This is a genomic window from Ruegeria sp. BHSB196 (assembly GCF_059613135.1).
This window is the reverse complement of record NZ_JBXWRY010000003.1, coordinates 107,915-133,540: the sequence shown is the minus strand read 5'-3', so window position 1 is coordinate 133,540 and position 25,626 is coordinate 107,915. Positions and strand designations below refer to the sequence as shown.

Genomic DNA, 25,626 nt, shown 5'->3' with positions numbered 1-25,626 from the left:
GCGCCGCAATACGCATTTCCGAGAAATCCGCGGATTTCCACGATGCACTGGCCGACCCTCCTCCCCAAGCGGTCTTGTTTCCTCCCGGTCCTGGCCCTCGCCGTTCGGACCTTGCCGACCCGGCCGGACCGCGCCCTGACCGCTGTCATGCCGGTTATTGATTGATCAGTCAATTACAAACCAATTCGCGCCGTTTGTCGAGACCCAATTCGCGTCCGGCATGTCGCCGGGACAGGTTCCGCTTGGCAGGCCCGAATCGCGCCACTAGGCTCGGCCCAACGACGGAGGACCCATGACACCGCAACAGGCGCAGGAACTGCTGGACGAAAACTTCGCCGCGTGGGTTCGGGCGCTCGACATGAGCTTTGTCGAAACCGGGCGCGACAGGGTCGTGGTGCGGATGCCCCTGTCGGATCATCTGGCGCGCGTCGGGGGAATCGTCTCGGGTCAGGCACTGGCGGCGCTGGCGGACACGTCGATGGTGATCGCCGCCATCGCGCATACCGGTGAATTCAAACCCTATGCCACCACCGATCTGCACACGCAATTCCTGCGCCCCGGTGTCGGCTCGGCCATTCTCTGCCGGGCCGAGGTCGTCCGCGCCGGGCGCGCCCTGGTCTTCGCCCGCGCGGAAATGACCGAAGAGGACAGCGCCAAGACGGTCGCCACGGCCAGTGCAACCTTCTTTGCGCCCTGAGGCTGCAGACGGGGAGAGACGGCAAGGACGGCTCGACGGGAAAGGACGGAACCATGCGCCATTTCGACGAGATCTTTGAACTGGCGGCGGACAGGCACGGCGGCGCCGACGCGCTGGAAGCCAGGCTGAGCAAACCGAAACCGCCCGGCGAGCTTGCGGCCATGCCGGAGGACCGTTGGCTGTCGGTCATCACCAGATGCGTGTTTCAGGCCGGCTTCAACTGGAAGGTCATCGAGAACAAGTGGGACGGATTCGAAGACGCCTTCGACGGCTTCGACGTGGGCCGTTGCGCCTTCATGGATGACGACAAATTCGACGCGCTGCTGCAGGACACCCGAATCGTGCGCAACGGCACCAAGATCGCCGCGGTTCGCGACAACGCCGCCTTTCTGCTGGAACTGCGCGACGAAGGCGGCGCGGGCAAGGTTCTGGGCGGCTGGCCGTCCACGGATTATGTCGGGCTGCTGGAGATGCTGGGCAAGCGCGGGTCGCGCCTGGGCGGCACCACCGCGCAATATGCCATGCGCTTTGCCGGGCGTGACAGTTTCATCCTGTCCCGCGATGTCACCGCGCGCCTGATCGCCGAAGGGGTCGTGGACAAACCGCCCACCTCCAAAAAGGCCCTGGCCGCGGTGCAGACCGCCTTCAACAGCTGGATGGACCAATCCGGCCGATCGCTGACGGAAATCAGCCGCGTTCTGGCGATGAGCCTGTGAAAACGGCTTGCAGCACGCGCCGTGCGGACTAGGCTCCGAACCATGATCCGATGCGTCCTGGTTCTGATCCTGCTGCTCGCCGCCTGCGGTCGTCCGCTGACCGAGACCGAGCGCGCCTTCGCCGCGCAAGTCCACGGCGAGGCCCTGAACCTCGACCGCGTGCGGCTGGTCGAGGGGGCGCCGGTTTCGGCCGTCACCTTCCGGCGCAACAAACGCCCGCGCGTGACCTGCCGCGAACGCATCCTGCCGCCCGTGAAGGAAGAGATCGTGACCAGCAAACCGGCGGCGGTGGCGCTGTTCAACCGGGTCTATTTCACCCGCGACTGGTATCTCGAAGATTACATGGCCGAGTATCCGGACACCCTCAACCTCGTCGCCGCGATGCTTCTGGCGCATGAACTGACCCATGTCTGGCAATGGCAGAACCGCGACCGGACGGGTTATCACCCCTTGCGCGCCGCGGCCGAGCATGGCGGGGCCGACGATCCCTACCTGTTCGATCTCGACGGGCCGGCCGATTTCCTGAGCTATGGTTTCGAGCAGCAGGGCGCCATCGTCGAGGAATATGTCTGCTGCCGCGCCCTGGCGCCCGACGCCAGCCGCACCAAGCGCCTGCATGCGATGCTGGGCGAGGTCATGCAGGTCGCGGACCTTCCCGGCGCGCGGCGCGAAAGCGACGTCATCATTCCGTGGAGCGGCGCAAAAATCCAGGGCATCTGCGACTGACCGTTCAGCCGGAAACCTGAATGCTCTCCAGATAGGCCAGCAGGGCCGCCAGCGGGCGCGGCGTGGGCGTCAGCACGCCGTCCACCTCGACCGGCACGAGGTCGCCTTCCAGCAGACCGCCGAACTCCGGCATGATGTCGGTCGAGACCTTGCCGCGCCCGTACCCGTCGATCTGCGACAGCACCTCGGCGCGCGGAAAGGTGCCGCCGTTGCGCGCGGCGATCCGGGTCAGATCGGGGGCGACCTGGCCGCCGATCAGTTCCCCGCCGGTGCCGCCGAAATCGTGGCAGGCCGCGCAATTGGCCGCGAACAATGCCTCTCCCTCCGACGGCGTCGGCATTTTCGGCTCCATGGTGCAGGCCGCCAAGGCGAGGGCGGTGAATGGAATCGCACGAGCGATCGCGCTGAGCCCGGCCATGTCAGTTGCCCTGCAGCGTCTGGAGATAGGCCACCAGATCGGCAATCGGCTGGCTGGTCAGGATGGGCTGGCCCGCCGGGGTCTTGATCGCGGTGTCATTGCCTTCGAAATAGGGGCCGTAGACCGGCATCGGGCTGCCATGGCTGACCAGCGGATCGCGCCCGTCGATTCGGCGCACGACCCGTTCGGTCGGAAACCGCTCGCCCGCGCCCTGCAACGCGGTCAGATCGACCGGCTTGACCAACAGGACGCCAGCCATCGGCCCCTGCCCCGTCGCATCCAGCCCGTGGCAGGTGGCGCAATGATCCAGATAGATCTCGGCGCCCCGATCGGCATCCTGCGCCAGGCCCGGCGACATGCCTGACACCGCCAGAGCCAATGCCGCAATCGGCAGTATTCTCAGATCCATACCCATGTTCGCGCCTCCCGTTCTTCTGCTCTGCGTTTGCGCAGGCTTGCCGACAGCCTATCCACCCGCAATGATCCAGATCAACCGCATTGAGGCAGGAGATGGCCCGACCATGGCACAATACGCAGCAATCATGCTTGCGGCGGGAATCGGCATCCCGGTTCTCGCCGCCCTGAACGCCGCCCTGGGCAAGCTGATCGGTTCTCCGACCGCCGCGGCCGTGGTGCTGTTCGCGGTGGCGCTGGCCTCGACCGTCCTGGTCATGCTGGTCTTTCCCGGCCCGCAGGCGCTTGGCAAAGTGGCCTCCAGCCCCAAACATCTGCTTTTGGGCGGCATACTGGTGGCGTTCTACGTGCTTTCGATCACGCATGTCGCCCCGCATTTCGGCGTCGGCAACGCAGTGTTTTTCGTCCTGCTCGGCCAGCTTCTCAGCACCGCGGTCATCGACCATTTCGGATTGTTCGGGGCGCAGGTGACACCGCTGACCCTGATGCGCGCGGGCGGCATCGCCGTGATGGCGCTCGGCGTGGCGATCACCCAGCTGGCCTGAGCACTCCGCCGTCCAGCCGCACCACCCGGTCCATGCGCGCTGCCAGATCCGGATTGTGGGTGGCGATCAGGGCCGAAAGCCCCGCGCCCCGGACCAGAGCCATGAGAGCGTCGAACACCTGTTCCGAGGTGTCGGGGTCCAGATTGCCGGTCGGCTCGTCCGCCAGCAGGACGCGGGGGTTGTTCGCCAGCGCCCGGCAGAAGGCGACACGCTGTTGCTCGCCGCCCGACAGAGCCGCCGGGCGGTGCGCTGCACGCGCGGCGACTCCGACGCGGTCCAGCAGATCCATCGCCCGTTGCTGCGCCTCGCGTTCGGGCACGCCATTGGCCAGTTGCGGCAGGGTGACGTTTTCCACCGCCGAGAATTCGGGCAGCAGGTGGTGGAACTGATAGACGAAACCCACGTCGCGCCGCCGGATCGCCGTGCGCGTCCGGTCGCCCTTGCCGGTGGCGTCCTGCCCGGCGATCTCGACGGTGCCCGCATCCGGCGTGTCGAGCAGGCCGGCGATATGCAGCAGCGTCGATTTGCCGGCGCCCGAGGGCGCGACCAGCGCCACCGCCTCGCCCGCGCGCAGCTCCAGGTCGGCGCCGCGCAGCACCTGCACCTCGCCAGGAGTGCCCTGCAGATAGGTCTTGGTCAGGCCGGTCAGCCGCAGCGTCACGTCATTCATAGCGCAGCGCCTCGACCGGGTTCAGCCGCGCCGCACGGCGGGCCGGGAAGTAGGTGACGAAGAAGGACAGGCCCAGCGACAACCCCACCGCCTTGAGCACATCCGACAGGTGCAGTTCGGCCGGCAGCGCATAGATCCCCCGGATCGCCGGATCCCAGACGCCGCCGCCCATCGCGAAGTTCACGAAGGAAAAGATCGGGTCGATGTAGATCGCGAACAGGCAGCCCAGGATCACGCCCATCGCCGTGCCGATCATCCCGGTGAAGGCGCCGCAGATGAAGAACACCCGCAGCACCGACCCCTCGCTCAGCCCGATGGTGCGCAGGATGCCGATGTCGCGGCCCTTGTTCTTGACCAGCATGATCAGGCCCGAGACGATGTTCATCGCCGCGATCAGAACGAGGATGGACAGGATGATGAACATCACGTTGTCCTCGACCTCCAGCGCCCGCAGGAAGCCGCCCGAGGCATCCTGCCAGGTCCAGACCTGAACCGGCTCGCCAGCCGCTTCGAGGATCGGGTAGATCACGTATTCGAGCTGTTCCGGGTCTTCGACCATGATCTCGATATCGTCCGCCAACCCCTCGCGATTGAAGAATTTCTGCGCCTCTTCGAACGGCAGGTAGGCACGTGTCCGGTCGATGTCGTACCGCCCCGCCGAAAACACGTAGACGACCTCGTAGGCATTGACGCGCGGCGACACGCCAAAGGCCGTCTTGACCCCGTTGGGCGAGGTCAGCTTGACCCGGTCGCCCACCGTCGCGCCGATGGCGCGGGCCACGCCGGAACCGATCGCGATGCCGTCCTCGAACCGTGACAGGTCGCCCAGGGCCTTGTCGCTTTCCGCGATGCCCGGCACCTTCATCAGATCGTCCGGGCGGATGCCGAAGATCTGCACGCCGGAACTGTGATCGCGGTTGGTGATCAGCACCTCGCCCTTGACCAGCGGCGCCGCGCTGACGACCCCCGGCACCTGCGCGACCCGCGTGGCCATGGCGTCGAAATCCTTGATGGTGCGGTCCACCCGCCCCTGCTCGTCCACCTGCCCGACATTGTAGAGCGTCACATGCGCGTTCGCGCCCAGGATGGTGCCGACGAATTCCGACCGGAATCCCGACCGCACGGCCAGTGTCGCGATCAGCGCGAATACCGCCAGGGTGATGCCGATCAGCGAGATCCAGGTCATTACGCTGACCCCGCCCTCGGCCCGGCGGGCGCGCAGGTATCGCCATGCGATTTTCCACTCGAACGGCGCGAAGGGCGGCGGGGTCTTCGACATGCAAGCTCCGGATTTCTGCTGCGCGGACCCTCGTTTGATCGACACCGATGGTCAAGGGCAGAGTTTGTCCGGTCCGGCGAATCGTCAGCCGGAGACCGCCGACACCCGGTCCAGAACCGCCTCGGCCGTTGCGCGGCCGCAGATTCCCCGCGCCTCGAGTGCGGCGAACACCCGGTCCCGCTGCGCCGCCGGCAAGGACGCCACCGACCGGTTGTGCAGGCCGAAGCAGAGGGTCTCGGGCCGCTCCAGCAGCGCGAGTTCCGCCGCGACCTGCTCGGCCGTATAGGTCGGCCACAGCCCGGCATGCCGCTGCGGCACCTCCGCAAAGCAGGCCGCTATGTCGCCGTGAGCCTTGAGGCAGAAGGCGTTCAGCAACATGAACTCCGACGGCCGCCGGCGCGACGCAAAAAGCGCCTGGACCGAGTGGTACCGCGCCGCGATTTCGGCGCACAGCCCCTGCGCCAGCGCCCGGTTGACCGGAAAGGGCGTGGAGAACGTGGTCGTGCGCACCGCGTCGGGATCTGGAATGTGCATCCCAAGCGCATCCAGACTCTGATGCCACCACGCGCGGTGAAATTCGACCTGGGGCGCCATGAAGGCCAGCTTGCCGCGCACGTCATCGGTGAAGAAATCCTCCGGCCCCACGGGGCGCAGGAACAGGTTCTTGGTGTCGAGGATCACCACCTGCGGGCTTGGCGCGCCTGCCGCCGCGGCCAGTTTCAGCGCCTGCTGCATCCGGTAGCCGTTGTTGCCGCGCCAGCCGTTGCGCCGCACCAGCGGGACGCGGAACCGATGATCCACATAGACCCGCTCCGTCAGCCGCGGCGACGACGCCCGCCCGTCCGGGCGCAGGAGCGCATCGCCCCGAAGCACCTGCACCTTGTCCGCCAAGGGGCCGTAGGACGGCAATATCGGCCGCAGGGCCTGCGCAAGCCGGTCTTCGTCAACGTCATTCATCACGATCAGAATCGCCGCCACCTTGCCGGGATCGGCGAAGCGGGCCATCGACCGGGCCTGAAGCTCCAGCAAGGGATAGTCCCGTGCATAGACGACGGTTGCAAAACTCAGCATCACGCACCCCGGCCCTTCGGTTCGATCAGCCGCACAGGTTCCGGCCAGCCCTGCCCCAGTCCCTTCCCTTTCGACGTGCGTCGGTCAAGGCAAAAACCCGCTTTTTTCGAAGACAATTCAATACCAGCCGTTTCCGTTTCCAAAACAGTTCGTTGCCGCGAGCGCTAACTGACTTACAAATGCAACGCTCCTGCGGTAATATTGTTGCGTGGTTTGACCGTTCGGGGGAATTTTGCCACCCTGTACGGGGGATTAATGAGTACTAAAGAGCGGGGGTCGCTCATGAATTTTTATCAAGGTTTTCGTGACACCGGCTTTGCCGGTTCAGACAATATCGCGACAGAACTCGACTGTGAATCCGCCGCCCTTCTCAGGGCGACGATCCGGCCGGTCTTCGAAACCGCCGCCAGCTGGTCGATGCTGCGGGACGCGCTGCGGGACAAGGGCTATCGCCTGGCCTTCCGTCAGGGGCGGCTCTGCATCACCGACAGCCTGACCGGCAAGAAGATCTGCGGCCTTCGTTTTCTGGGCATCGAACTGCGCGATCTCGTACTGCGCCTCGGCCGCCCGATGGTCGTCGCCCGGCCGGGCCGCAATGCCGACGGTGATCTGCTGTTCGCGCGCCCGGCAAACCGGCCGGCGTGACCTGAATTCGCAGCGGGGCTGGTGGTGCCCCCACACGGACTCGAACCGCGGACCTACTGATTACAAATCAGTTGCTCTACCAGCTGAGCTATAGGGGCGCAGGGCTGCATTACTGAGTCAGGCAGGTGACTGCAAGACTCAAAATGGCCCGCGCCGTCGATGACCGGTCGCCTCGGCGCGACGGCGGGTGGCGATTTGACTGACCGGGAAAAACATGCAACGCGAGGCAGAGAGAATGGCAGCAACCGGACATCGCGATGCAGTTGGTATTCCATGCGGGCGCCCACGCGACGGACGAAGGTCGTCTGTTGAAGTGCCTGCTTGAGAACAAGGAAGGGTTCAGCCAGCGCGGCATCGCGGTTCCAGGGCCGGGCAAGTATCGCAAGCTGCTCAAGGAGACCTTCCAGGCACTGAAGGAAGCGGCCCCGACGGAAGATGCCGGGGATGTTCTGATCGATGCGATTCTGGAAAGCGAAAAGGCCGACCGCGTGGTCTTTTCCGATCCCAACCTGTTCGGCACCCATTGGTCGGCGATCCGGGACGGCCAGTTCTATCCGCTGGCCGGGCCAAGGCTGTTCGAGCTGTGCAATCTGTTTCCCAACGATCGGATCGAATTCTTCTTCGCGCTGCGAAACCCGGCAAGCTTCATTCCCAAGACCCTGTCATCCCTGCCGGAACGGCGGCAGACGGAACTGCGCGAGACCCTGGACTTCAGCCGGCTGCGCTGGGCCGAGGTCATCGAACAGGTGCGCATCCAGGCACCGGAGGTGGCGGTGACCGTGTGGTGCAACGAGGATTCGCCCCTGATCTGGGGGCGTCTGTTGCGTCTCATGGCCGGGCTTGCCGAAGGCGACACGGTCAGGGGCGAATTCGCGCTCTTGCCCGAGATTCTGTCCACCGACGGATTGGCGCGGTTTCATGTGCAGCGGTCCCTGAACCCCGAGATGAGCCGGGAACAGACCGACGCGCTGATCCTGAGACATCTTGAGACCTATGCGCTCGACGAGCAGATCGAAGAGGTTCTGGACCTTCCCGGCTGGACCGAGGAGGTCGTCGACGCCTTCACGGACCTGTATGATGCGGATGTGCGCAGAATACAGGACATGCCCGGAGTGCGCTTCGTCGCGCCCTGAGCCGGAGCCCGCGCGCGGTTCGGGTCACATGCCCAGGGCTTCCTTGTACATCTCCAGAACGGCCTCTTCCTCGGCGATGTCGTCCTTGTCGCGCTTGCGCAGCGCGATCACCTTGCGCATGACCTTGGTGTCATAGCCCCGGGCCTTGGCTTCGGCCATGACTTCCTTCTGCTGATCCGCAATGTCCTTTTTTTCCGCTTCCAACCGCTCGAAACGTTCGATGAACTGGCGCAGCTCGGCGGCGGTCACGCGATAGTTGGCTGCCGCCTGCGGTTCGGTCACTTCGTCCATGCGCGTCACTCTCCTGGGCTGAATATCGGGCAAAATGCGGGATACATCGGCACCGCAGCGACCGCAAGCGGCCAATCGGCAGGGCGGCCTGCGCTTGCGTCACCGGCGTCGATCCGGTAACGGCGGGACGGTCCGACATGCAGCGCGGAGAGCAGGATGTTCGATATCATCATCTGGGCGGGGGCCGCCCTGTCACTGGTCGGCCTTGCCGGTCTGGTCTGGTGCATTCTTCGGGTGATGAAGGCGCGCCGGGCGGGGTTGCCGGATGAAGAGTTGCGCGCCGCGGTTCAGGACGTGCTGCCCTGGAACCTGGCCTCGATGTTCGTGTCCGTGCTGGGACTGATGATGGTGATCCTCGGAATATCCCTCGGGTAGAGCCGCACTCAGACCGGCATGTTGTCGAAGCGCGCCTCGATGGCGTCTTCGCACAGTGCCGCATCCAGTCGGCGCAGGCGCGAGGGAACCCGGATACCTTGAACGCGCATCTGATGAACCATGCGGCTGACGGTCGGTTGCATCTCCAGACGCTTGTCGATGCAGGCGCCTTGCAGGCTCCGCTCCAGCCGTTCGACTTCCTGATAGAGTTCTTGTGCAGTCATCTGGCTCCTCCCCTATGTATCGAGCCTGACAGAGATAGGTAACAACCTTAAGAAATTCGTGAGGCGATTGTGTGGATTCGCGAATTTCCGCTGGCGCCTGCCTGTATTTTGGGCAGGTCTACGCTACTCTGAGGCGGTATTACACTGAGACCGGATGCCTGTCCTTGACCAACATCAACTGGTTTGCCGACCGATGGGCGATTCAAGGCGGTTGCATCACATTCAAAAATACCTATATGATGACCGGGAAGATCATGGAGAAACCGATGACGCCATTTGTGAAAGCCTTCTTCGACGAAGCCACCTTTACGGTGTCCTATCTCGTGCGCGAGCCCGAGGGCAGCGCCTGTGCCATCATAGACAGCGTGCTGGATTTCGATCATGCCTCGGGCCGGACCGACACGACTTCGGCCGACGCGATCATCGACTACGTGAAGGCACAAGACCTCAAGGTGGAATGGATCCTCGAAAGCCACGTTCATGCCGATCACCTGTCTGCGGCCCCCTATCTGCAGGAACAGCTGGGCGGCAAGATCGGGATCGGGTCGAACATCACGATCGTGCAGGACACCTTCGGCAAGGTCTTCAACGAAGGCACCGAGTTCCAGCGGGACGGCAGCCAGTTCGACGCGCTGTTCAAGGAAGGCGACAGTTTTCACATCGGCCAGATGCGCGGCGACGTGCTGCACACGCCGGGCCATACGCCGGCCTGCCTGACCTATGTCATCGGCGATGCCGCCTTTGTCGGCGATACGCTGTTCATGCCCGATTTCGGCACCGCGCGCTGCGATTTTCCGGGCGGGTCGTCCGCGACGCTCTACGACTCGATCCAGAAGATCCTGTCGCTGCCGGATGAAACCCGGATCTTCGTCGGCCACGACTACAAGGCGCCGGGCCGCGATGAATATGCCTGGGAAACGACGGTGGGCGAGCAAAAGGCGCTCAACGTGCATATCGGTCAGGGCAAGAGCATCGAGGAATTCGTCAAGATGCGCGACGCCCGCGACGCCACCCTGCCGATGCCGCGCCTGATCCTGCCATCGTTGCAGGTGAACATGCGCGCCGGCCAGATGCCGCCGCCGGACGAACAGGGCGACGTCTTTCTGAAACTGCCGGTCAACAAGCTCTGACGCGGCCTCTTCACGCACAAGGGAAGGAACACGGAAACATGGAAACGGACTGGATCTGGGGCCTTGTCGGCGGGGGCCTGATCGGCCTGGGCGGCGCGGTCTATCTGCTGGGCAACGGGCGCATCATGGGCGCCAGCGGAATCCTGGGCGGACTGGTCGACGGCAGCGGGCGGGACACCACGGCCGAGCGGCTGGTCTTCATCCTCGGCGTGGTTCTGGCCCCGCTGGCTCTCTGGCCGCTCTACAACGTGGACATCAGCACGCATCTGACCACGGATATGGGCGTCGTCATCGCGGCGGGACTGCTGGTCGGGATCGGCAGCCGGATCGCCAACGGATGCACCTCGGGGCACGGCGTCTGCGGCATCTCGCGGTTTTCGCTGCGCGGGATCGTCGCCACCGTGTTCTATATCCTCGCCGGCGGGCTGACGATCGCCATCTTCCGCCATGTTCTGGGAGTGATCTGATGCGGCTTGTCATCTCTCTGATTGCGGGCGCCCTGTTCGGGGCCGGTCTTTTCGTATCGGGAATGACCGACACGACAAAGGTTCAGGGCTGGCTCGACGTGTTCGGCAACTGGGATCCCACGCTCGCTTTCGTGATGGCGGGAGCGATCCTGCCCATGTTCTTCGCGTGGCGCCTGACCGCCCATCGCAGTCCGTTGGCCGGCGGTTCCTTTCCGACCCTGCCCCGGCCCGAACTCGATCACCGGCTGATCACCGGTTCGGTTCTGTTCGGCATCGGCTGGGGGCTGGCGGGGCTTTGCCCGGGTCCGGCGCTGGCGTCGATCACCTATGGCGGTCTTGGAGGCATCGTCTTTCTGGTGTCGATGATCGTCGGAATGTTGCTGGCCCCGAAAGTCGGCGCACAACTGGACAGGCTTGCAGCCGCAGCTTAAGGAAACCCCATGCAGATTCGCCAGATCACGCCGAACTACGCCGTTTCGCCCCAAATTTCGGTCGAGGACGTGCCTGAAATCGCGGCCGCGGGATTCACCAAGGTCATCTGCAACCGGCCGGATTCCGAGGTTCCGCCCGCGCTCCGGTCCGACGCGATCGGGGAAGCGGTCCGCAATGCCGGGCTGGACTTCGAAGTGCTCGAACTGACTCACCAGACCATGACGCCGGAAAACGTGGCGCGGCAGATGGCGCTTGCAGAAAACAGCACGGGGCCGGTCCTGGCCTATTGCGCATCGGGCACGCGGTGCTCGGTGGTCTGGGCGCTGGGCCAGTGCGGCACGCTGAGTCCCGACGAAATTCTGGGCAAGACCGGTCAGGCCGGCTATCAGCTCGATGGGCTGCGCCCGACGCTCGAGCAGCTTTGCGCCGCGTCGCGGCACGGCACCTGATCGGGTGTTTCCTCAGTCTTCCGCCGTGGACAGCCCCGCCAGTTGCGTGATTGCCGCGGTGTCAAGCTCGGCCGGTTCCAGCTTTGCCGGTTCATGCGTTTCCGCGGCATCGGCCCGGGGCGGCCTTGCGCCCGGCTCGTCGTTGCCGAGGTGCGCAGCCGACGAATCCCCCCCGACTTCCTCGCCTCGTTGTTCGGCCGGGATGGCGGGCGGCGCACCTGGGGACTTGCCGACGGAATTGCCGGTCTCGAAATGCCCGCCGGCGACCAGAGCCTTCGCGGTGTCCGCCGCGGTCTCGTTCAGGCGCACTGCCCGCATCCCGCGGCACTGGCCGAGCCGGCAGATGGCGACCCTTTCGCCGTCGGTCGTTCGAAGCTCGGTTCGGTCCAGACGCAAGGCGCCCAGCGGAAGAACGTCACCGGCGTTGAGCGCGGACACGACCGACAGGGGCAGTTGAATCTGACGGACAACGGCGTCCAGTTCGGCGCAGATGACTTCGGACAGTTGCGCAAGACCCGAAGCGGCCGCGCCGGTTTCGGCGTCGTCAACCGCATCGTCCCCGACCGGAACCGGCAGGATCAGGACGATCCTGCCTTGCCGCCGACCGCCGGCGATGTCCACGGTTAGATCGACGACGCGGTATTCCTCTTGTTCGAAGCCCAAGAGAAAGCTGCGCCGGTCGGCGATGTAGGTGGCGAAGGCGTGGCCGGTCAGGCAGTCGCGATCGCCCGGGTCACTTACCAGAGCGGCGGCACGCTTGAGCATGTCTTCGATCAGCGGCGCCATCATTGCGGCATCGGTGGCGGTGAAGGACCGCGCGGCCACATCGCCGCGCGACAGCTGCCCCAGAGTCTGCTGCTGGATGACCGAGCCTACGCATTGCAGATCGACGCAGGCCCCTGCGACCCGCCCGTCCTCTGCCGAAAAGACAAGGTTCAAACGCCCCTCCTCCACGTGCTCCGCCAGGGCATCGGCCGCGCAGGTGGCCTGGGTCGCGCCGATCACCGAAAGCGCGAGCTTCAGCGTATCGTCCGCACTACGCGCGAGGCCCAGCCGCAGCGCGCGCAACAGGGAACGCGGCCTTGCGTCGGCCGCGGCCAGGCCGGTGCCCAGCTTGCGCTTCAGAACTGATCCGTTTTCCGTATCTGCCGCCATGTTTCAGGTACCGACGCTTTCCCCTCACACATCTCAGGGGTAGCAGGCAGACCGTTACGATTGTCTTTAACGCGGCGCTATTGGGCGGCTTGTTCGTAGGTCAGCGGCAGGCTGACCCGGAATGCGCCGCCACCCTGGCCGGTGAGATAAGTGACCTCGCCGTTGAGCCGCTGCATGATCTCGCGGCAGATGGCCAGACCCAGCCCCGCACCACCGGCCTTGTCGGACCCCACGCGGGCGAACTTTTCGAATATCATGGCCTGCGCCTTGGATGGGATGCCGCTGCCGTTGTCGACAAAGTCCACGACGACCTGACCGCCGACATCGTGGACCGAGATGGTCAACTCGGGATCGGCGGCGTCGCAGTATTTCTGGGCATTGGCGATGAGGTTGATGAACACCTGACCCAGGCGATCCAGATCGGTGTGAAGCGGAATCCGTTCGGACGCGCGGTTCCGGCGTATCCGGAGCTTGCGCTCCGATCCGGTCAACACGGTCGCGACCGCGCGGTCCAAAACGTCCTGAAGGCGGCCATCCCCCATGTTCAGATTGACTTGCCCGTTTTCGAGCACGCTGAGATCCAGCAGATCATCGAGCAACCGCGTCAGCCGCAGCGCCTCGTCATGGATGATCGTCGCATAGCGCGCGCGCTCTTCGGCCGTTAGACCCTCGGTGTCGCGCATGATCTCGGAAAACGCGCGAATCGAAGTCATGGGCGTGCGCAGCTCGTGGCTGACCTGTCCGAGAAACGCGTCCTTCTGCAGCGAGATCTGCGTCAGTTTCTCGTTGGCCTCGCGCAATTGCCGTGCGGTGCGGCTGAGTTCGGCCGATTTCGCTTCGAGCTGCCCGGAATATTCCAGCAGCTGGGCGGATTCGTCCGCAACCGCCAGCAGGTCTTCGACGGACACCGACGAGCCGCCGACGATCTGACCGATCATCGCATGTGCCGTGGCCGCGCCGACCGAACCGCTGAGTTCCCGTTCCAGCCGCTCCAGAAACGAAGGCGTCGGTTCGGGCAGATGCCCGCGGCTGCCCTGCCGCTGCGCCTCGGCCTGGAAGAACTCCTGCGCTTCGCGCGCGCCGAGAATACGCTGGGACATGATCATCAGGTCTTCGCTCTGCGCGACCGAGCCGGTCCAGCCGCGCGGTCCGCTGGAATGGTCGAAGACATTGACGAATTGCGCGCCCTGGAGGCGTTCCAGCGGGCTTGGGAAACTGGCCAGGGACGCGATGCAGAACGCGACCGCGTTCAGGGACAGAGACCAGAGCACCGAATGCACCATCGGGTCGATGCCTTCGATCCCGAACAGCGCCTGCGGTCGCAGCCACCCGAGGCCGAACGGCCCTTGGGCCAAGACCTGCTCGGACATCAGCGCACCGCCCATGCCGGGCAGCAGCAGCGTGTAGATCCACAGAACGAACCCGACCGTCAGCCCGACCAAGGCGCCGGTTCGGGTCGCGCCCCGCCAGAACAGACCGCCGACGAGCGCCGGAAGGATCTGGGCGATCCCGGCAAATGCGATCAGTCCGATCGCCGCCAGGGCGGACCCGCCCCCCGACAGCCGATAGTAGAAAAAGCCGAGCGCCATGATCACCGCGATGGACACACGGCGCGAGAACAGCACGATGTCGCGGACATCGCCCGATACCGACGCCCGCCGCCCCTGTACGCTGAGCCAGATCGGCATGACGATGTGGTTCGAGACCATGGTTGAAAGCGCCATGGCGGCGACGATCACCATCGAGGTTGCCGACGAGAAGCCTCCGATGAAGGACAACATCGCCAGCCCGTCCTTGCCCTGTGCCAGCGGAATGGTCAAAACGAACAGGTCCGGATTGGACCCCTCGGGCATCAGGTTCAGCCCGACCACCGCAATGGGCACGACGAACAGACTCATCAGCAGCAGATACAGCGGAAAGGCCCAGGCGGCCGCGCGCAGGTGGCGTTCGTCGTCGTTTTCCACCACCATCACCTGGAACATGCGCGGCAGGCAGACAAAGGCCGCCGCCGCCAGAAAGGTGATCGCCGCCCACCGTCCGTGATTCACCTGCCACTGGCCGATCTCCGAGGCGTCGATCTGCTCCATCATCGGTCCGATGCCGCCGGCGATGCCCCAGACGACGAAGACGCCGACCGCCAGCAGCGCGATCAGCTTGACCACGGCTTCGATGGCGATGGCAGTCACCACCCCGTGGTGGCGCTCGTTCGCATCCAGGTTGCGCGTGCCGAAGAGAATGGCGAACACGGCCAGACCGGCGGCCACCCAAAAGGCGCTGGACCCGTCGCGATAGATGCTGTCGGGTTCGATATCGGCGAAGATGTTGAAAGACAGGGTGATCGACTGAAGCTGCAGCGCGATGTAGGGCGTGACCCCGAGAACCGCGAGGATGGTGACGCAGATCGCCAGCACGTTCGATTTGCCGTAGCGCGAGGAGATCAGGTCGGCGATGGAGGTGACGCGCTGGCTGCGTCCGATCCGGACCAGTTTCCGCAGCCCCCACCACCAACTGACCATCACCAGAGTCGGCCCCAGATAGATGGTCACGAATTCCAGGCCCGAGCGGGCGGCATAGCCGACCGCGCCGTAGAAGGTCCAGGCGGTGCAATAGATCGACAGCGAGAGCGTGTAGACGAGCGGCGACCGCAGCCAGGTGCTGCGCCCGGTGGCCGCCAGCCTGTCCGCGGCGAAAGCCACGCCGAAGAGCAGAACGACATAGCCCAGGCAAACGAGGATGAGCTGGTTCAGCGTGGCCATCAATCCGCGTCCGTGTCCTGAGTGTCGCGCGTCGACAGACGTTTGGCCGCGATGCCGAAACCGGCGCTGACGACGATCAGCCCGGCCCAGCACAGGAAGATGTAGGAAATCGCCGAAGACATCGGCACGGTGGAGGGCCAAAGCAGCGGAACCGCGAACAGACAGGCGCCGAAGATGGGAAGCAATCGGGCCGCATCGGCAAGGCGGCGGCGGCGGTAGCTGTGCCGTTCCAGAAACACCGGCGGCGGCGAGACCGCCTTGCCGGTGTCGGGATCCGGCCGGGAGGTCATGACCGCGTCGCCTGGGCGTGCAGGTCACGTACCGCGGTCACCACTTCGGAGTTGGAAAACGGCTTGGTCATGAACCGGCTGACGCCGGCCTTTTCGGCCATTTCCCGGTCCCGCACCTGCCCGCGCGCCGTCAGCATCAGAACCGGCAAGTCCTGCATGTCCGCGCGTTCGCGCAGATCGCGCAGAATGTCCATGCCGCTTTTCCCGGGCAGCATCACGTCCAGAATGACCAGGTCCGGATTTGCATTCCTGATGACTTCGACCGCGTCCGACCCTTCGGCGTGGGTTTCGACCAACCACCCTTCGCGGGTCAGCAGAAACCGGATCGCCTCGGTTATGTTGGGCTCATCCTCGATGAGCAGAACCTTGCGGCTCATCCTCGCCCTTCCCTCCCCCGTCTTGCCAGCCGGTGGCACCGCCACCTGTCGCGCAAACCCAGATTATCCCTCCGGTCACGGAACTGTCAAAAACCTTCGCTCAAAATCGACGGTTCGCGCCGCGCCGTGCAATCCTGCCGCGGGCAGATCCTGCAACTGGTACCGACCGGCTGGGCATCGCCCCGGCCTTGCTCGGCGCTGTCCACCGGAAGAATGAGCATTGCCGAACGATAGGCCGGATCCTGGTCGAACGCCGAAACGTCATGCGGCCAGGCCACCGCGAAGCACTCGAATTCCGCCGCCGTCCGACCCTGTTGCGCGACCTTGCGGCGGATCGGAACAAGCGGGCGGTTCAGCGCGGTGAAAAGCGGCCAGAGCGGACACGACTCTCCGTGGCGGGGCAAGGCAAAGCCCGGCACCGGCTTGCGGAACAGGATGCTGCCCGAAGCGTCGCAGATGACCAGCCCGGCCGCCCGCGGCAGCAGCCCGTCCGGCAGGCAGGCGAGGCGCCGCAAAACGGTGGGCAGATCGGTTCCGAAGCTGCTTGCCAGTTCCAGCGGGTTCACCCGATTCCCGCCCAGCGCGCGTTTGAGATCCTGCAGCGGCATGGCGCGCGCGTCCGCCGCATAGACCGCGAGTATTTCGCGCGCGACGGAGCGTGCCGCCGCCGAACCGAGCGCGCCGAGATCGACCTCATCGACAGCTTTTCCGGCCTCGATTTCCGGAAAGTGGTGCCCCCGTTCGCCAAAATGCGCCTCGACCTCTTCCAATGGCACGCCCCGGTGGTCCTCGGCGGCTTCGCTTTCGTCCAGATAGCGGACCAACGCCTTGGAGCTTTCGGCAAGGCGCTCGGCGTCCTGGTGGATATTCTTGTGAAACCTGTCGCGCCAGGCCGGCTCGATCTCTCCGGGCTCGGCCAGGATCGCGGCGGTCGAGCGGATCGCCGCGGCGGTTGACAGCACCTCGTGCAGCGATGCCGCCAGATGCGGGTCGTGAGTCAGGCGGTCCGACAGGGTTTCGACGGTGCGTTCCAGCGACTTGATGCGCCGGTGCATCTGGGCCAGCACACCGGCCCAGCCAGGGAACCGGCCGGCGAACTCGTCGGCTCGGTCGGTTTCGGCCTTGTGGTTCCGGGCATCCGCCGCCGCCTCGCGCAGCGCCGCGATCAGGGCGGCCTCGGCGCCTTCGCTCAGCATCGAAGGCTCGACCCCCAGAACCGTGGCGATGTCCACCAGAAGCTTGCCGCCGATTCTGCGCCGGTTGTGTTCGATCAGGTTGAGATACGAGGCCGAAACTCCCACTTCACGGGCAAGTTCCGCCTGACGCAGCCCCGAGATGAGCCGCCTCTCGCGGATTCGGCTGCCTGTCAGAGTGTCCCTGGCCATCTTTTTTCAGATTCCTTTTCCCCGCATTTTCAACGGCTTTCTGCGTCGCGACATAAGGGAATTTACACGTTTCGCACAAGCGTTGTTGATATATTTTCAGAATAATCATGCGTTTCAAAGGGTTTATTGCGCAATTTTCTGAAACCCCCTCATACTGGCTTTGCACATATTGTGCCCGCGCCCGGCGGAAGAGGAGCCAATGGGCGTATCCAGGGAAATGGGAGGAATGAATGTCCAATAGAATCTTTACGCGTCGTGGCGTGCTCAAGTCGGGTGCCGTGGCCGGCGCCGGTGTGGCCCTGCCGACGATCTTCACCGCCCAGTCGGCGCATGCTTTCACCAACGAGCCGACCGGCGGCACCGTGACGCTGGGCTTCAACGTGCCGCAGACCGGCCCCTATGCCGACGAGGGCGCCGACGAGCTGCGCGCCTACGAACTCGCGGTCGAACACCTCAACGGCGGTGGCGACGGCGGCATGTTGAACACTTTTTCTTCAAAGGCGCTGCAGGGCAACGGCATCCTGGGCAAGAAGGTGGAATACGTCACCGGCGACACCCAGACCAAGTCTGACGCCGCACGTGCATCGGCCAAGTCGATGATCGAAAAGGACGGCGCCATCATGATCACCGGCGGCTCGTCCTCGGGCGTGGCCGTGGCTGTTCAGGCGCTCTGCCAGGAGGCGGGCGTGATCTTCATGGCGGGCCTCACCCACTCCAACGACACCACCGGCAAGGACCGCAAGAAGAACGGCTTCCGCCACTTCTTCAACTCGTACATGTCGGGCGCGGCGCTCGCGCCGGTGCTGGCCAACGCGTATGGGACCGACCGCAAGGCCTATCACCTGACCGCCGACTACAACTGGGGCTACACCACCGAGGAAGCGATCCGCGCCTCGACCGAAGCGATGGGCTGGGAAACCGTCGCGGCCGTGAAAACGCCGCTGACGCAGACCGACTTCAGCTCGTACATCGCGCCGGTGCTTCAATCGGGCGCCGACACGCTGGTGCTGAACCATTACGGCGGCAACATGGTCAACTCGCTGACCAACGCCGTGCAGTTCGGCCTGCGGGACAAGCAGGTGAACGGCAAGGACTTCCAGATCATCGTTCCGCTCTACAGCCGCCTGATGGCCAAGGGTGCGGGCGCCAACGTGAAGGGCATCTTCGGCTCCACGAACTGGCACTGGTCGCTGCAGGATGAAGGCTCCAAGGCGTTCGTGAAGTCCTTCGGCACCAAGTACGGCTTCCCGCCGAGCCAGGCGGCGCATACCTGCTACGTACAGGCGCTGCTCTACGCGGATGCCGTGGAACGTGCCGGATCCTTCGCCCCCTGCGCCGTGGTCGAGGCGCTCGAAGGCTTCGAGTTCGACGGCATGGGCAACGGCCCGACGCTCTACCGCGCCGAGGACCACCAGTGCTTCAAGGACGTGCTCGTGGTGAAGGGGAAAGAGAACCCGACCTCGGAGTTCGACCTTCTCGAGATCGTCGAAGTGACGCCGGTGGATCAGGTCACCTATGCACCGGATCACCCGCAGTTCGGCGGCGCAGAGGCCACGCTGGGCAGCTGCAACGAAGGCGCCTGATCGCGCGACACGGTACGCGGGTGGGTAGGTTGCTGCCCACCCCACCGCGCACCGCTCCGGCTGCGCGTGAAACCAGAGGGGCAGACCGATGGAAGCAATCATCCTGCAAGTTCTCAACGGCCTGGACAAGGGCTCGGCCTATGCGCTGATCGCGCTGGGCCTGACGCTGATCTTCGGCACGCTCGGCGTCGTCAACTTCGCCCATGGCGCGCTGTTCATGATCGGCGCCTTCTGCGCCGTCACGCTCAACCGCATCCTGACGCTGTCGCACACGGTGATCGACGAAAACCAGACCGACTTCCTGGGCAACCCGCTCAAGGTCGAGGTGCCCTATGTGTACGACTGGTTCGGCGAGGCGACGGGCAATGCGATCATCGACTGGTCGGTTCCGCTCGCCATCCTGTTCGCGATCCCGGTGATGATGCTGATCGGCGTGGCAATGGAACGCGGCCTGATCAAGCATTTCTACAAGCGTCCCCATGCCGACCAGATCCTCGTGACCTTCGGCCTGGCCATCGTGCTGCAGGAAATCATCAAGTATTTCTACGGCGCCAACCCGATCCCGACCCCTGCCCCCGCGGCATTCACGGGATCGTTCGATTTTGGCGCCATGCTGGGCTTCGATCCCAACCTGATCATCTATCCCTACTGGCGCATCATCTACTTCGTCTTCGCCACCGTGATCATCGGCGGGGTCTTCGCCTTCCTGCAATTCACCACCTTCGGCATGGTCGTGCGGGCCGGCATGGCCGACAGCGAGACCGTGGGCCTGCTGGGCATCAACATCAACCGGCGCTTCACCATCATGTTCGGGCTGGCGGCAGCGGTCGCCGGGCTGGCGGGGGTGATGTACACGCCGATCAACTCTCCGAACTACCACATGGGCATGGATTTCCTCGTGCTCAGCTTCGTCGTGGTCGTCGTCGGCGGCATGGGCAGCCTGCCCGGCGCGGTGCTGGCCGGGTTCCTGCTGGGGATCCTGGAAAGCTTCGCGTCGATGGGCGCGGTGCTCGAGGTGCTGCCGGGTCTGAACCAGATCATCATCTATCTGGTGGCCATCATCATTCTGCTGACCCGTCCGCGGGGCCTCATGGGCCGCAAGGGCGTGATGGAGGACTAAACCATGCTCGGTCTCGACAAGAAAGACTTCCGGCTTCTTCTGATCGTTGCGGCGCTGACGCTCCTGGCGCCCTTCATCCTCAACCCGTTTCCCGAAGGCTCGAGCATGGCGCAGTTCAACGCGGGCTATCCCGACCTGATGCAGCGCTTCGTGATCTTCGGCATCTTCGCCATCGGCTTCAACATCCTGTTCGGGCTGACCGGCTACCTGTCGTTCGGACACGCGGCGTTCCTAGGCGTGGGCTCCTACGGCGCCATTTGGATGATGAAGCTGGTCTCGCTGAATGTGATACCCGCGATCATCATGGCGGTGGCCGTCGCGGGCCTGTTCGCGATCGCGGTGGGCTACATCTCGCTGCGCCGCTCGGGCATCTACTTCTCGATCCTGACGCTCGCCTTCGCGCAGATGTCCTACGCGCTGGCCTATTCGGTGCTCACCCCGATCACCGGCGGCGAAACCGGGCTTCAGATCAAGCCGACCGACCGTCCGATCCTGTCGAACCTCCAGGAGGGCGAGATCGGTCGCGCCAACCTGTTCGGACTCGACATGCGCGACAGTTTCGAGCTGTCGCTGGGCAACTGGCTCTTTACCTTCAACGTCGGCTACTACATCGCCGGGGTGGTTATGCTGATCAGCTTCTACGTGGCGATCCGCATCTTCCGCTCGCCCTTCGGCACCATGCTGCGCGCGGTGAAGTCCAACCAGACGCGGATGTACTACACGGGTCTGAACGCCCGTCCCTACACGCTGGCGGCCTTCGTCATCTCGGGCATGTATGCCGGTCTGGCCGGCGGCCTGCTGGTGGCGATGGACACGCAGGTGGGCCCCGAACGCATGTTCTGGACGGCCTCGGGCGAGGTCGTACTGATGACCATCCTGGGCGGTGTGGGCACGTTGATCGGCCCGGTTCTGGGTGCCGGCGTGATCAAGTACATGGAAAACATCCTGTCGAAGATCAACAAGGACATCCTGCACCAGTGGTTCGCGTTTCTGCCGGACGGGATGGAGGACTTCGTGATCGCCATCGTCTACCCGTTCATCGGCAAGGGCTGGCACCTGACGCTCGGCATCATCTTCATGGCCGTGGTGATCTTCCTGCCCGGCGGTCTCGTCGAGGGCGGCCAGCGCATCGCCCGCATGTTCCGTGGCAAGAAGTCGAAGGACGATACCGACAAAGCCACCCAGTCCAACCCGGCTGAATGAGGAGACGGACAGATGGGAATCCTAGAAGTCAAGGACGTGGGCAAGCGGTTCGGTGGCCTGCAGGCGCTGAGCGACGTGAACCTCAGCGTCAAGGAAAACTCGGTCCATGCGATCATCGGCCCGAACGGCGCGGGAAAGTCCACCCTGCTCAACTGTCTGATCGGCAAGCTGATCCCCGACACCGGCTCGGTCATGTTCGACGGTCAGTCGGTGCTGGGGCGCAAGCCTTACGAGATCAACCAGATGGGCATCAGCCGGGTGTTCCAGACGCCTGAAATCTTTGGCGAACTCACGGTCATGGAAAACATGCTGATCCCGATCTTCGCCAAGCGCGACGGTGCGTTCCGGATGCATGCCTATGAAACCGTTGCCAATGAGCGCGAAGTGGTCGCTCAGGCCGAGCAGATGCTGGAAGAGATGAACATGGCCGACAAGCGGCACATGCATGCCGCGGCCCTGTCGCGCGGGGACAAGCGGCGGCTTGAAATCGGCATGTGCCTGAGCCAGGAACCGCGCCTGCTGCTGCTGGACGAGCCGACCGCCGGCATGGCCCGCGCGGACACCAACAACACGATCGACCTGCTGAAACAGATCTCGGAAGAGCGCGACATCACGATCGCGATCATCGAGCACGACATGCACGTGGTGTTCAGCCTGGCCAACCGGATCACGGTACTGGCGCAGGGCACGCCGCTGGTCGAGGACGATCCGCAGAACATCCGAGGCAACCCCAAGGTGCGCGAAGCCTATCTGGGCGAGTCGGCGTAAGGAGGATCAAGAGATGAACGTCAAACCCGATTTCTCCAGGAACGCCAATGTGGCGCAGACCGCTCCGGCCTTTCTGTCGGTCTGGGACATGCACTCGTACTACGGCGAGAGCTACATCGTGCAGGGCATCAGCTTCAACGTGCACGAGGGCGAAATCCTTGCCCTTCTGGGGCGGAACGGCGCCGGCAAGACCTCGACGCTGCGTTCGATCGCACGGGTGGACGAACCCGAGGTGCGCCACGGCGAAATCTGGCTGGATCACCAGCCCCTGCACAGGATGACCAGCCACGAGGCCGCGGCGGTCGGCCTTGGCCTGGTGCCCGAGGATCGCCGCATCATTCCCGGCCTGACGGTCGAGGAAAACCTGCAACTGGCCCAGATCGCTCCGCCGATCGGTTGGTCGCTGGATCGGATCTACGAGCTGTTTCCGCGCCTGGGCGAGCGGCGCAAGCAGGAAGGCGTGACACTGTCGGGCGGCGAACAGCAGATGCTGGCGATCGCGCGCGCGCTGGCGCGCGACATCAAGGTTCTGCTGCTCGACGAGCCTTACGAAGGGCTTGCTCCGGTGATCGTGGACGAAATCGAAAAGACCCTCATCCACATCAAGGAGCAGGGCATGACGACCATAATTGTCGAGCAGAATGCGGTGCGCGCGCTGGAACTGGCAGACCGCGCCGTGATCCTGGATACCGGCGGCATCGTATTCGATGGAACCGCCGCGGAAGTCCTCGAGAACGAGGAACTGCGGGCCGAGTATCTGGCGATCTGACGAAACACTCCCCGTCGCACGGCCGTCTTGCCGTGTTGACAACTGAAGGGCCGGCTCTCATCGCCGGCCCTATTTTTTTGGCCCGAAAGCCTCCGCTCGGTGCCCGACGGCTATTGTGCCGTCCAGCCCCCGTCGACAGGGATCGCGGCGCCGGTCAGGTTGTGCGCCGCGGGCGAGCACAGCCAGAGCGCCAGCGCACCGATCTCGGACGGGTCCGAACCACGCAGAGAGGGTTGCTTTTCCTTCAGAAGGTCGGCCATCGCGGCTTCCCGATCACCGTCGAAAGCCGCCACGCGGGCCTGGATCTGGGGTTCGATGATCGCGGTGTTGGTCCAGCCGGGGCAGATGCAATTGACCGTGACGCCGCCAAGCGCCGGTTTGCCTTGCGGCGCAAATTCCAGCGCGGCCACCTTGCTGAGACCGATCAGCCCGTGTTTCGCGGCCACGTAAGGCGCCTTTTGCTTCGACGCGACCAACCCATGCACCGACGCGATGTTGATCACCCGGCCATAGCCGCGCTCGGCCATGACCGGCAGCGCCGCGCGCATCGTATGGAACGCGGCGCTGAGATTGACCGCGAGGATGGCGTCCCAGGTTTCCGCCGGCATATCCGAAAGCCAGGCCGTGTGCTGGATGCCGGCGTTGTTGACGAGAATATCCGCGCCACCCCAGTCGGACACCGCCTGCATGAGCGCGTCGATCTCATCCGGCTGGCGCAGATCGCCGGCAAAATACTCGGCATCCGCCGCGCCCCTGTCCTGGAGCCTTCGGCACACCTCTTCGATCTGTGTCACATCCGCAAGCCCATGCACGGCGATCCGCGCGCCGGCCGCGGCCATGGCCTCGGCGATGGCCAGCCCGATGCCCTGAACCGAACCGGTGATCAGGGCGGTCTTTCCCGACAGGTCTGTCATTGCATCTCCTCCAGTTTGGCCCGCAACGCGGTCTTCAGGATCTTGCCATAGTTGTTCTTGGGCAGTTCCGCGATCGGGAAATACGCTTTCGGGCGCTTGAACCGGGCAATGTTCTCGCGGCACAGCCGGTCCAGTTCGGCGGGATCGGCCTGCCCCACGATGAAGGCCACGACCTCTTCGCCCCATTCCGGGTGGGGCCGGCCCACCACCGACGCTTCCGACACGTTGGGATGGGTCAGAAGAACCTCTTCGACCTCGCGCGGGTAGACATTCGATCCGCCGGAAATGATCAGATCCTTGGAACGGTCCTGCAGCGTGACGTACCCGTCCTCGTCCATGAAGCCCATGTCGCCGGTCAGCAACCAGCCATCCACGATCGTCCTGGCGGTGGCGTCGGGGTTCTTCCAATAGCCCGGCATGACCACGTCGCCGCGCACCATGATCTCGCCGTGGCTTCCCGGCGGCAGTTCTTTGCCGTCGGGACCGCCGATCCGAACCTCGACCGTCGATTGCGCCCGGCCGACACTGGCCAGGCGTTCCCTCCACCGTGGGTGGCGGCGATCCGTCACGTCGTGGCGCGACAAGGCGGTAATGCCCATCGGGCATTCGCCCTGACCATAGATCTGAACGAAGATCGGGCCGAAGTGATCCACCGCGTCCACGATATCGGCCAGATACATGGGCCCTCCGGCATAGACCACCGTGCGCAACCCCTCGCCGGTTTCGCCGGTTTCCCGGGCGACATCGGTCATGCGTTTGACCATCGTCGGGGCGGCGAACATCTGCACCCGCTGAAAATGCCGCCCAAGATCAAAGATTTCCGCCTCGTCGAAACCGCCCGACTCGGGACAGACGTGGCGCGCGCCCTTCAGCACGTGCAGCATGTTGTAAAGACCCGCGCCATGGCTCATCGGCGCGGCATAGAGGATCGCGTCTTCGGGCGACACCTCGTCCACATCGGCGCAATAGGCGAGCGAAACTCCGATCAGCATCCGGTGCGTGATCATGACGCCCTTGGGTTTTCCGGTGGTCCCCGAGGTATAGAAAAGCCAGGCCAGATCGCCCGGATCGCGCGGGACGGGGCGCCCTACAGGCGCGTGATCGAGCGCCTGCGCATAGTCCGCATCGGTGATGTCGATCACCCGGCCCGACGCGCCGGCCTCGACAAGGGCCTTGCTGAGACCGGGCGAGGAAAAGGTGATCCCGGCTCCGGAATCGCCGAGGATATAGGCGGCCTCACGCCCATGAAGCTTGGCGTTGAAGGGCACCGCACCGGCCCCCGCATACCAGATCGCGTATTGCGCAATCAGATAGTCGGGGCAGTTCTTCATGAAGATCGCCACCCTGTCGCCTGGCCGGACACCTTCATCCACCAACCATCCGGCCAGACGCGCGGCGCGGTCGTGAAAGTTCTGATAGTCGGCCACCATGGTCCGGCCCAGGAACAGGGCCGGCCGCGACCCGTTGACCTGCGCCTGACGCGCCAGCCACAGCCCGATATTCATTCCGTTCCTCCCTTTCGGCTTGCCGCGAAAACGATCCACGGCAGGCAAGGCGAATGCTCCGTCAGCCGCGCCGGCAAGACAAGCCGCTTGCCTGATCTTCGCGCGAAATCCTAGGCTTC

Annotated in this window: 30 protein-coding genes and 1 tRNA gene; 16 read left to right on the top strand and 15 right to left on the bottom strand. The window is 64.5% G+C overall.

Annotation, left to right across the window (positions count from 1 at the left end):
* Window positions 1-292 precede the first annotated feature (292 nt).
* From AC2FNJ_RS03560 to AC2FNJ_RS03550, 3 genes are read left to right on the top strand one after another with little or no spacing between them, the layout of a single operon-like run.
* On the top strand, window positions 293-697 hold the full coding sequence (locus AC2FNJ_RS03560) for a PaaI family thioesterase (protein ID WP_496762491.1): 405 nt from the start codon (window positions 293-295) through the stop codon (window positions 695-697).
* Between the two features lie 53 nt (window positions 698-750).
* Window positions 751-1,413 (top strand): DNA-3-methyladenine glycosylase I, encoded by a 663-nt coding sequence (locus AC2FNJ_RS03555; RefSeq protein ID WP_496762489.1) that lies wholly within the window; start codon window positions 751-753, stop codon window positions 1,411-1,413.
* Between the two features lie 42 nt (window positions 1,414-1,455).
* On the top strand, window positions 1,456-2,139 hold the full coding sequence (locus tag AC2FNJ_RS03550; RefSeq protein ID WP_496762488.1) for a hypothetical protein: 684 nt from the start codon (window positions 1,456-1,458) through the stop codon (window positions 2,137-2,139).
* 4 nt (window positions 2,140-2,143) lie between these two features.
* Here the strand turns inward: AC2FNJ_RS03550 and AC2FNJ_RS03545 are convergent, their stop codons facing one another.
* Entirely contained in the window at window positions 2,144-2,557 is a 414-nt protein-coding gene (locus AC2FNJ_RS03545) for a c-type cytochrome (RefSeq protein ID WP_496762486.1), read from the bottom strand.
* Between the two features lies 1 nt (window position 2,558).
* Window positions 2,559-2,966, bottom strand: coding sequence for a c-type cytochrome (locus AC2FNJ_RS03540; protein WP_496762609.1), 408 nt, complete (start codon window positions 2,964-2,966; stop codon window positions 2,559-2,561).
* Between the two features lie 112 nt (window positions 2,967-3,078).
* On the opposite strand from AC2FNJ_RS03540, the gene AC2FNJ_RS03535 reads away from it, so the two are divergent.
* Entirely contained in the window at window positions 3,079-3,516 is a 438-nt protein-coding gene (locus AC2FNJ_RS03535; RefSeq protein ID WP_496762484.1) for a DMT family transporter, read from the top strand.
* Here the strand turns inward: AC2FNJ_RS03535 and AC2FNJ_RS03530 are convergent.
* The 3 genes from AC2FNJ_RS03530 to AC2FNJ_RS03520 form a co-directional block, all read right to left on the bottom strand.
* Window positions 3,500-4,186 (bottom strand): ABC transporter ATP-binding protein, encoded by a 687-nt coding sequence (locus AC2FNJ_RS03530; RefSeq protein ID WP_496762482.1) that lies wholly within the window; start codon window positions 4,184-4,186, stop codon window positions 3,500-3,502. The two genes, AC2FNJ_RS03535 and AC2FNJ_RS03530, sit on opposite strands and share 17 nt — an antisense overlap.
* On the bottom strand, window positions 4,179-5,465 hold the full coding sequence (locus tag AC2FNJ_RS03525) for a lipoprotein-releasing ABC transporter permease subunit (RefSeq protein WP_496762478.1): 1,287 nt from the start codon (window positions 5,463-5,465) through the stop codon (window positions 4,179-4,181). The genes AC2FNJ_RS03530 and AC2FNJ_RS03525 overlap by 8 nt, the downstream gene beginning before the upstream one ends.
* Before the next feature lie 84 nt (window positions 5,466-5,549).
* On the bottom strand, window positions 5,550-6,536 hold the full coding sequence (locus AC2FNJ_RS03520; RefSeq protein WP_496762474.1) for a DUF6492 family protein: 987 nt from the start codon (window positions 6,534-6,536) through the stop codon (window positions 5,550-5,552).
* Window positions 6,537-6,818: 282 nt separating this feature from the next.
* On the opposite strand from AC2FNJ_RS03520, the gene AC2FNJ_RS03515 reads away from it, so the two are divergent.
* Window positions 6,819-7,181 (top strand): hypothetical protein, encoded by a 363-nt coding sequence (locus AC2FNJ_RS03515; protein WP_496762473.1) that lies wholly within the window; start codon window positions 6,819-6,821, stop codon window positions 7,179-7,181.
* A 22-nt stretch (window positions 7,182-7,203) separates the two neighbouring features.
* Here AC2FNJ_RS03515 and AC2FNJ_RS03510 read toward each other — a convergent pair.
* Window positions 7,204-7,279 (bottom strand) — tRNA-Thr (locus AC2FNJ_RS03510).
* 159 nt (window positions 7,280-7,438) lie between these two features.
* Between AC2FNJ_RS03510 and AC2FNJ_RS03505 the strand changes: the two genes are divergently transcribed.
* The gene (locus AC2FNJ_RS03505) at window positions 7,439-8,314 is read left to right on the top strand and encodes a hypothetical protein (RefSeq protein ID WP_496762471.1); all 876 of its coding nucleotides are present in this window, start codon (window positions 7,439-7,441) and stop codon (window positions 8,312-8,314) included.
* 24 nt (window positions 8,315-8,338) lie between these two features.
* Here the strand turns inward: AC2FNJ_RS03505 and AC2FNJ_RS03500 are convergent, their stop codons facing one another.
* The gene (locus AC2FNJ_RS03500) at window positions 8,339-8,605 is read right to left on the bottom strand and encodes a DUF2312 domain-containing protein (RefSeq protein ID WP_496762469.1); all 267 of its coding nucleotides are present in this window, start codon (window positions 8,603-8,605) and stop codon (window positions 8,339-8,341) included.
* Between the two features lie 156 nt (window positions 8,606-8,761).
* On the opposite strand from AC2FNJ_RS03500, the gene AC2FNJ_RS03495 reads away from it, so the two are divergent.
* A complete protein-coding gene (locus AC2FNJ_RS03495; protein WP_496762468.1) occupies window positions 8,762-8,980 on the top strand; it encodes a hypothetical protein in 219 nt (72 codons plus the stop codon).
* An 8-nt stretch (window positions 8,981-8,988) separates the two neighbouring features.
* On the opposite strand, the gene AC2FNJ_RS03490 is transcribed toward AC2FNJ_RS03495, so the two are convergent.
* Window positions 8,989-9,204 (bottom strand): hypothetical protein, encoded by a 216-nt coding sequence (locus tag AC2FNJ_RS03490; protein WP_496762466.1) that lies wholly within the window; start codon window positions 9,202-9,204, stop codon window positions 8,989-8,991.
* 266 nt (window positions 9,205-9,470) lie between these two features.
* Here AC2FNJ_RS03490 and AC2FNJ_RS03485 point away from each other — a divergent pair, with 266 nt between their 5' ends.
* From AC2FNJ_RS03485 to AC2FNJ_RS03470, 4 genes are read left to right on the top strand one after another with little or no spacing between them, the layout of a single operon-like run.
* Window positions 9,471-10,334 (top strand): MBL fold metallo-hydrolase, encoded by an 864-nt coding sequence (locus tag AC2FNJ_RS03485; RefSeq protein WP_496762465.1) that lies wholly within the window; start codon window positions 9,471-9,473, stop codon window positions 10,332-10,334.
* Window positions 10,335-10,372: 38 nt separating this feature from the next.
* Window positions 10,373-10,801: a YeeE/YedE family protein gene (locus tag AC2FNJ_RS03480; protein ID WP_496762464.1), complete on the top strand. Its 429-nt coding sequence runs from the start codon at window positions 10,373-10,375 to the stop codon at window positions 10,799-10,801.
* Complete coding sequence (locus AC2FNJ_RS03475; RefSeq protein WP_496762462.1) at window positions 10,801-11,232, top strand: DUF6691 family protein; 432 nt, start codon at window positions 10,801-10,803, stop codon at window positions 11,230-11,232. Before AC2FNJ_RS03480 ends, AC2FNJ_RS03475 begins: the two co-directional genes overlap by 1 nt.
* A 9-nt stretch (window positions 11,233-11,241) precedes the next feature.
* Complete coding sequence (locus AC2FNJ_RS03470; RefSeq protein WP_496762461.1) at window positions 11,242-11,682, top strand: protein tyrosine phosphatase family protein; 441 nt, start codon at window positions 11,242-11,244, stop codon at window positions 11,680-11,682.
* Window positions 11,683-11,694: 12 nt separating this feature from the next.
* On the opposite strand, the gene AC2FNJ_RS03465 is transcribed toward AC2FNJ_RS03470, so the two are convergent.
* From AC2FNJ_RS03465 to AC2FNJ_RS03445, 5 genes are all read right to left on the bottom strand, one after another.
* Complete coding sequence (locus AC2FNJ_RS03465) at window positions 11,695-12,837, bottom strand: FliM/FliN family flagellar motor C-terminal domain-containing protein (RefSeq protein ID WP_496762460.1); 1,143 nt, start codon at window positions 12,835-12,837, stop codon at window positions 11,695-11,697.
* Between the two features lie 77 nt (window positions 12,838-12,914).
* A complete protein-coding gene (locus tag AC2FNJ_RS03460) occupies window positions 12,915-15,593 on the bottom strand; it encodes an ATP-binding protein (RefSeq protein WP_496762458.1) in 2,679 nt (892 codons plus the stop codon).
* On the bottom strand, window positions 15,593-15,883 hold the full coding sequence (locus AC2FNJ_RS03455) for a hypothetical protein (protein ID WP_496762456.1): 291 nt from the start codon (window positions 15,881-15,883) through the stop codon (window positions 15,593-15,595). The genes AC2FNJ_RS03460 and AC2FNJ_RS03455 overlap by 1 nt, the downstream gene beginning before the upstream one ends.
* The gene (locus AC2FNJ_RS03450; RefSeq protein ID WP_496762454.1) at window positions 15,880-16,260 is read right to left on the bottom strand and encodes a response regulator transcription factor; all 381 of its coding nucleotides are present in this window, start codon (window positions 16,258-16,260) and stop codon (window positions 15,880-15,882) included. Before AC2FNJ_RS03450 ends, AC2FNJ_RS03455 begins: the two co-directional genes overlap by 4 nt.
* An 86-nt stretch (window positions 16,261-16,346) precedes the next feature.
* Window positions 16,347-17,645: a short-chain fatty acyl-CoA regulator family protein gene (locus AC2FNJ_RS03445; RefSeq protein WP_496762452.1), complete on the bottom strand. Its 1,299-nt coding sequence runs from the start codon at window positions 17,643-17,645 to the stop codon at window positions 16,347-16,349.
* Between the two features lie 230 nt (window positions 17,646-17,875).
* Here AC2FNJ_RS03445 and AC2FNJ_RS03440 point away from each other — a divergent pair, with 230 nt between their 5' ends.
* From AC2FNJ_RS03440 to AC2FNJ_RS03420, 5 genes are all read left to right on the top strand, one after another.
* Entirely contained in the window at window positions 17,876-19,228 is a 1,353-nt protein-coding gene (locus tag AC2FNJ_RS03440) for a substrate-binding protein (protein ID WP_496762451.1), read from the top strand.
* 88 nt (window positions 19,229-19,316) lie between these two features.
* Window positions 19,317-20,348: a branched-chain amino acid ABC transporter permease gene (locus tag AC2FNJ_RS03435; protein WP_496762449.1), complete on the top strand. Its 1,032-nt coding sequence runs from the start codon at window positions 19,317-19,319 to the stop codon at window positions 20,346-20,348.
* Between the two features lie 3 nt (window positions 20,349-20,351).
* Entirely contained in the window at window positions 20,352-21,551 is a 1,200-nt protein-coding gene (locus AC2FNJ_RS03430) for a branched-chain amino acid ABC transporter permease (protein ID WP_496762447.1), read from the top strand.
* 12 nt (window positions 21,552-21,563) lie between these two features.
* Entirely contained in the window at window positions 21,564-22,319 is a 756-nt protein-coding gene (locus AC2FNJ_RS03425) for an ABC transporter ATP-binding protein (RefSeq protein ID WP_496762445.1), read from the top strand.
* 13 nt (window positions 22,320-22,332) lie between these two features.
* Window positions 22,333-23,088, top strand: a complete 756-nt coding sequence (locus tag AC2FNJ_RS03420; RefSeq protein ID WP_496762443.1) for an ABC transporter ATP-binding protein — start codon at window positions 22,333-22,335, stop codon at window positions 23,086-23,088.
* A gap of 110 nt (window positions 23,089-23,198) precedes the next feature.
* On the opposite strand, the gene AC2FNJ_RS03415 is transcribed toward AC2FNJ_RS03420, so the two are convergent.
* Both AC2FNJ_RS03415 and AC2FNJ_RS03410 read right to left on the bottom strand, forming a co-directional pair.
* The gene (locus AC2FNJ_RS03415) at window positions 23,199-24,002 is read right to left on the bottom strand and encodes a 3-hydroxybutyrate dehydrogenase (RefSeq protein WP_496762441.1); all 804 of its coding nucleotides are present in this window, start codon (window positions 24,000-24,002) and stop codon (window positions 23,199-23,201) included.
* On the bottom strand, window positions 23,999-25,507 hold the full coding sequence (locus tag AC2FNJ_RS03410; RefSeq protein WP_496762439.1) for a class I adenylate-forming enzyme family protein: 1,509 nt from the start codon (window positions 25,505-25,507) through the stop codon (window positions 23,999-24,001). The genes AC2FNJ_RS03415 and AC2FNJ_RS03410 overlap by 4 nt, the downstream gene beginning before the upstream one ends.
* Between the last annotated feature and the right edge of the window lie 119 nt (window positions 25,508-25,626).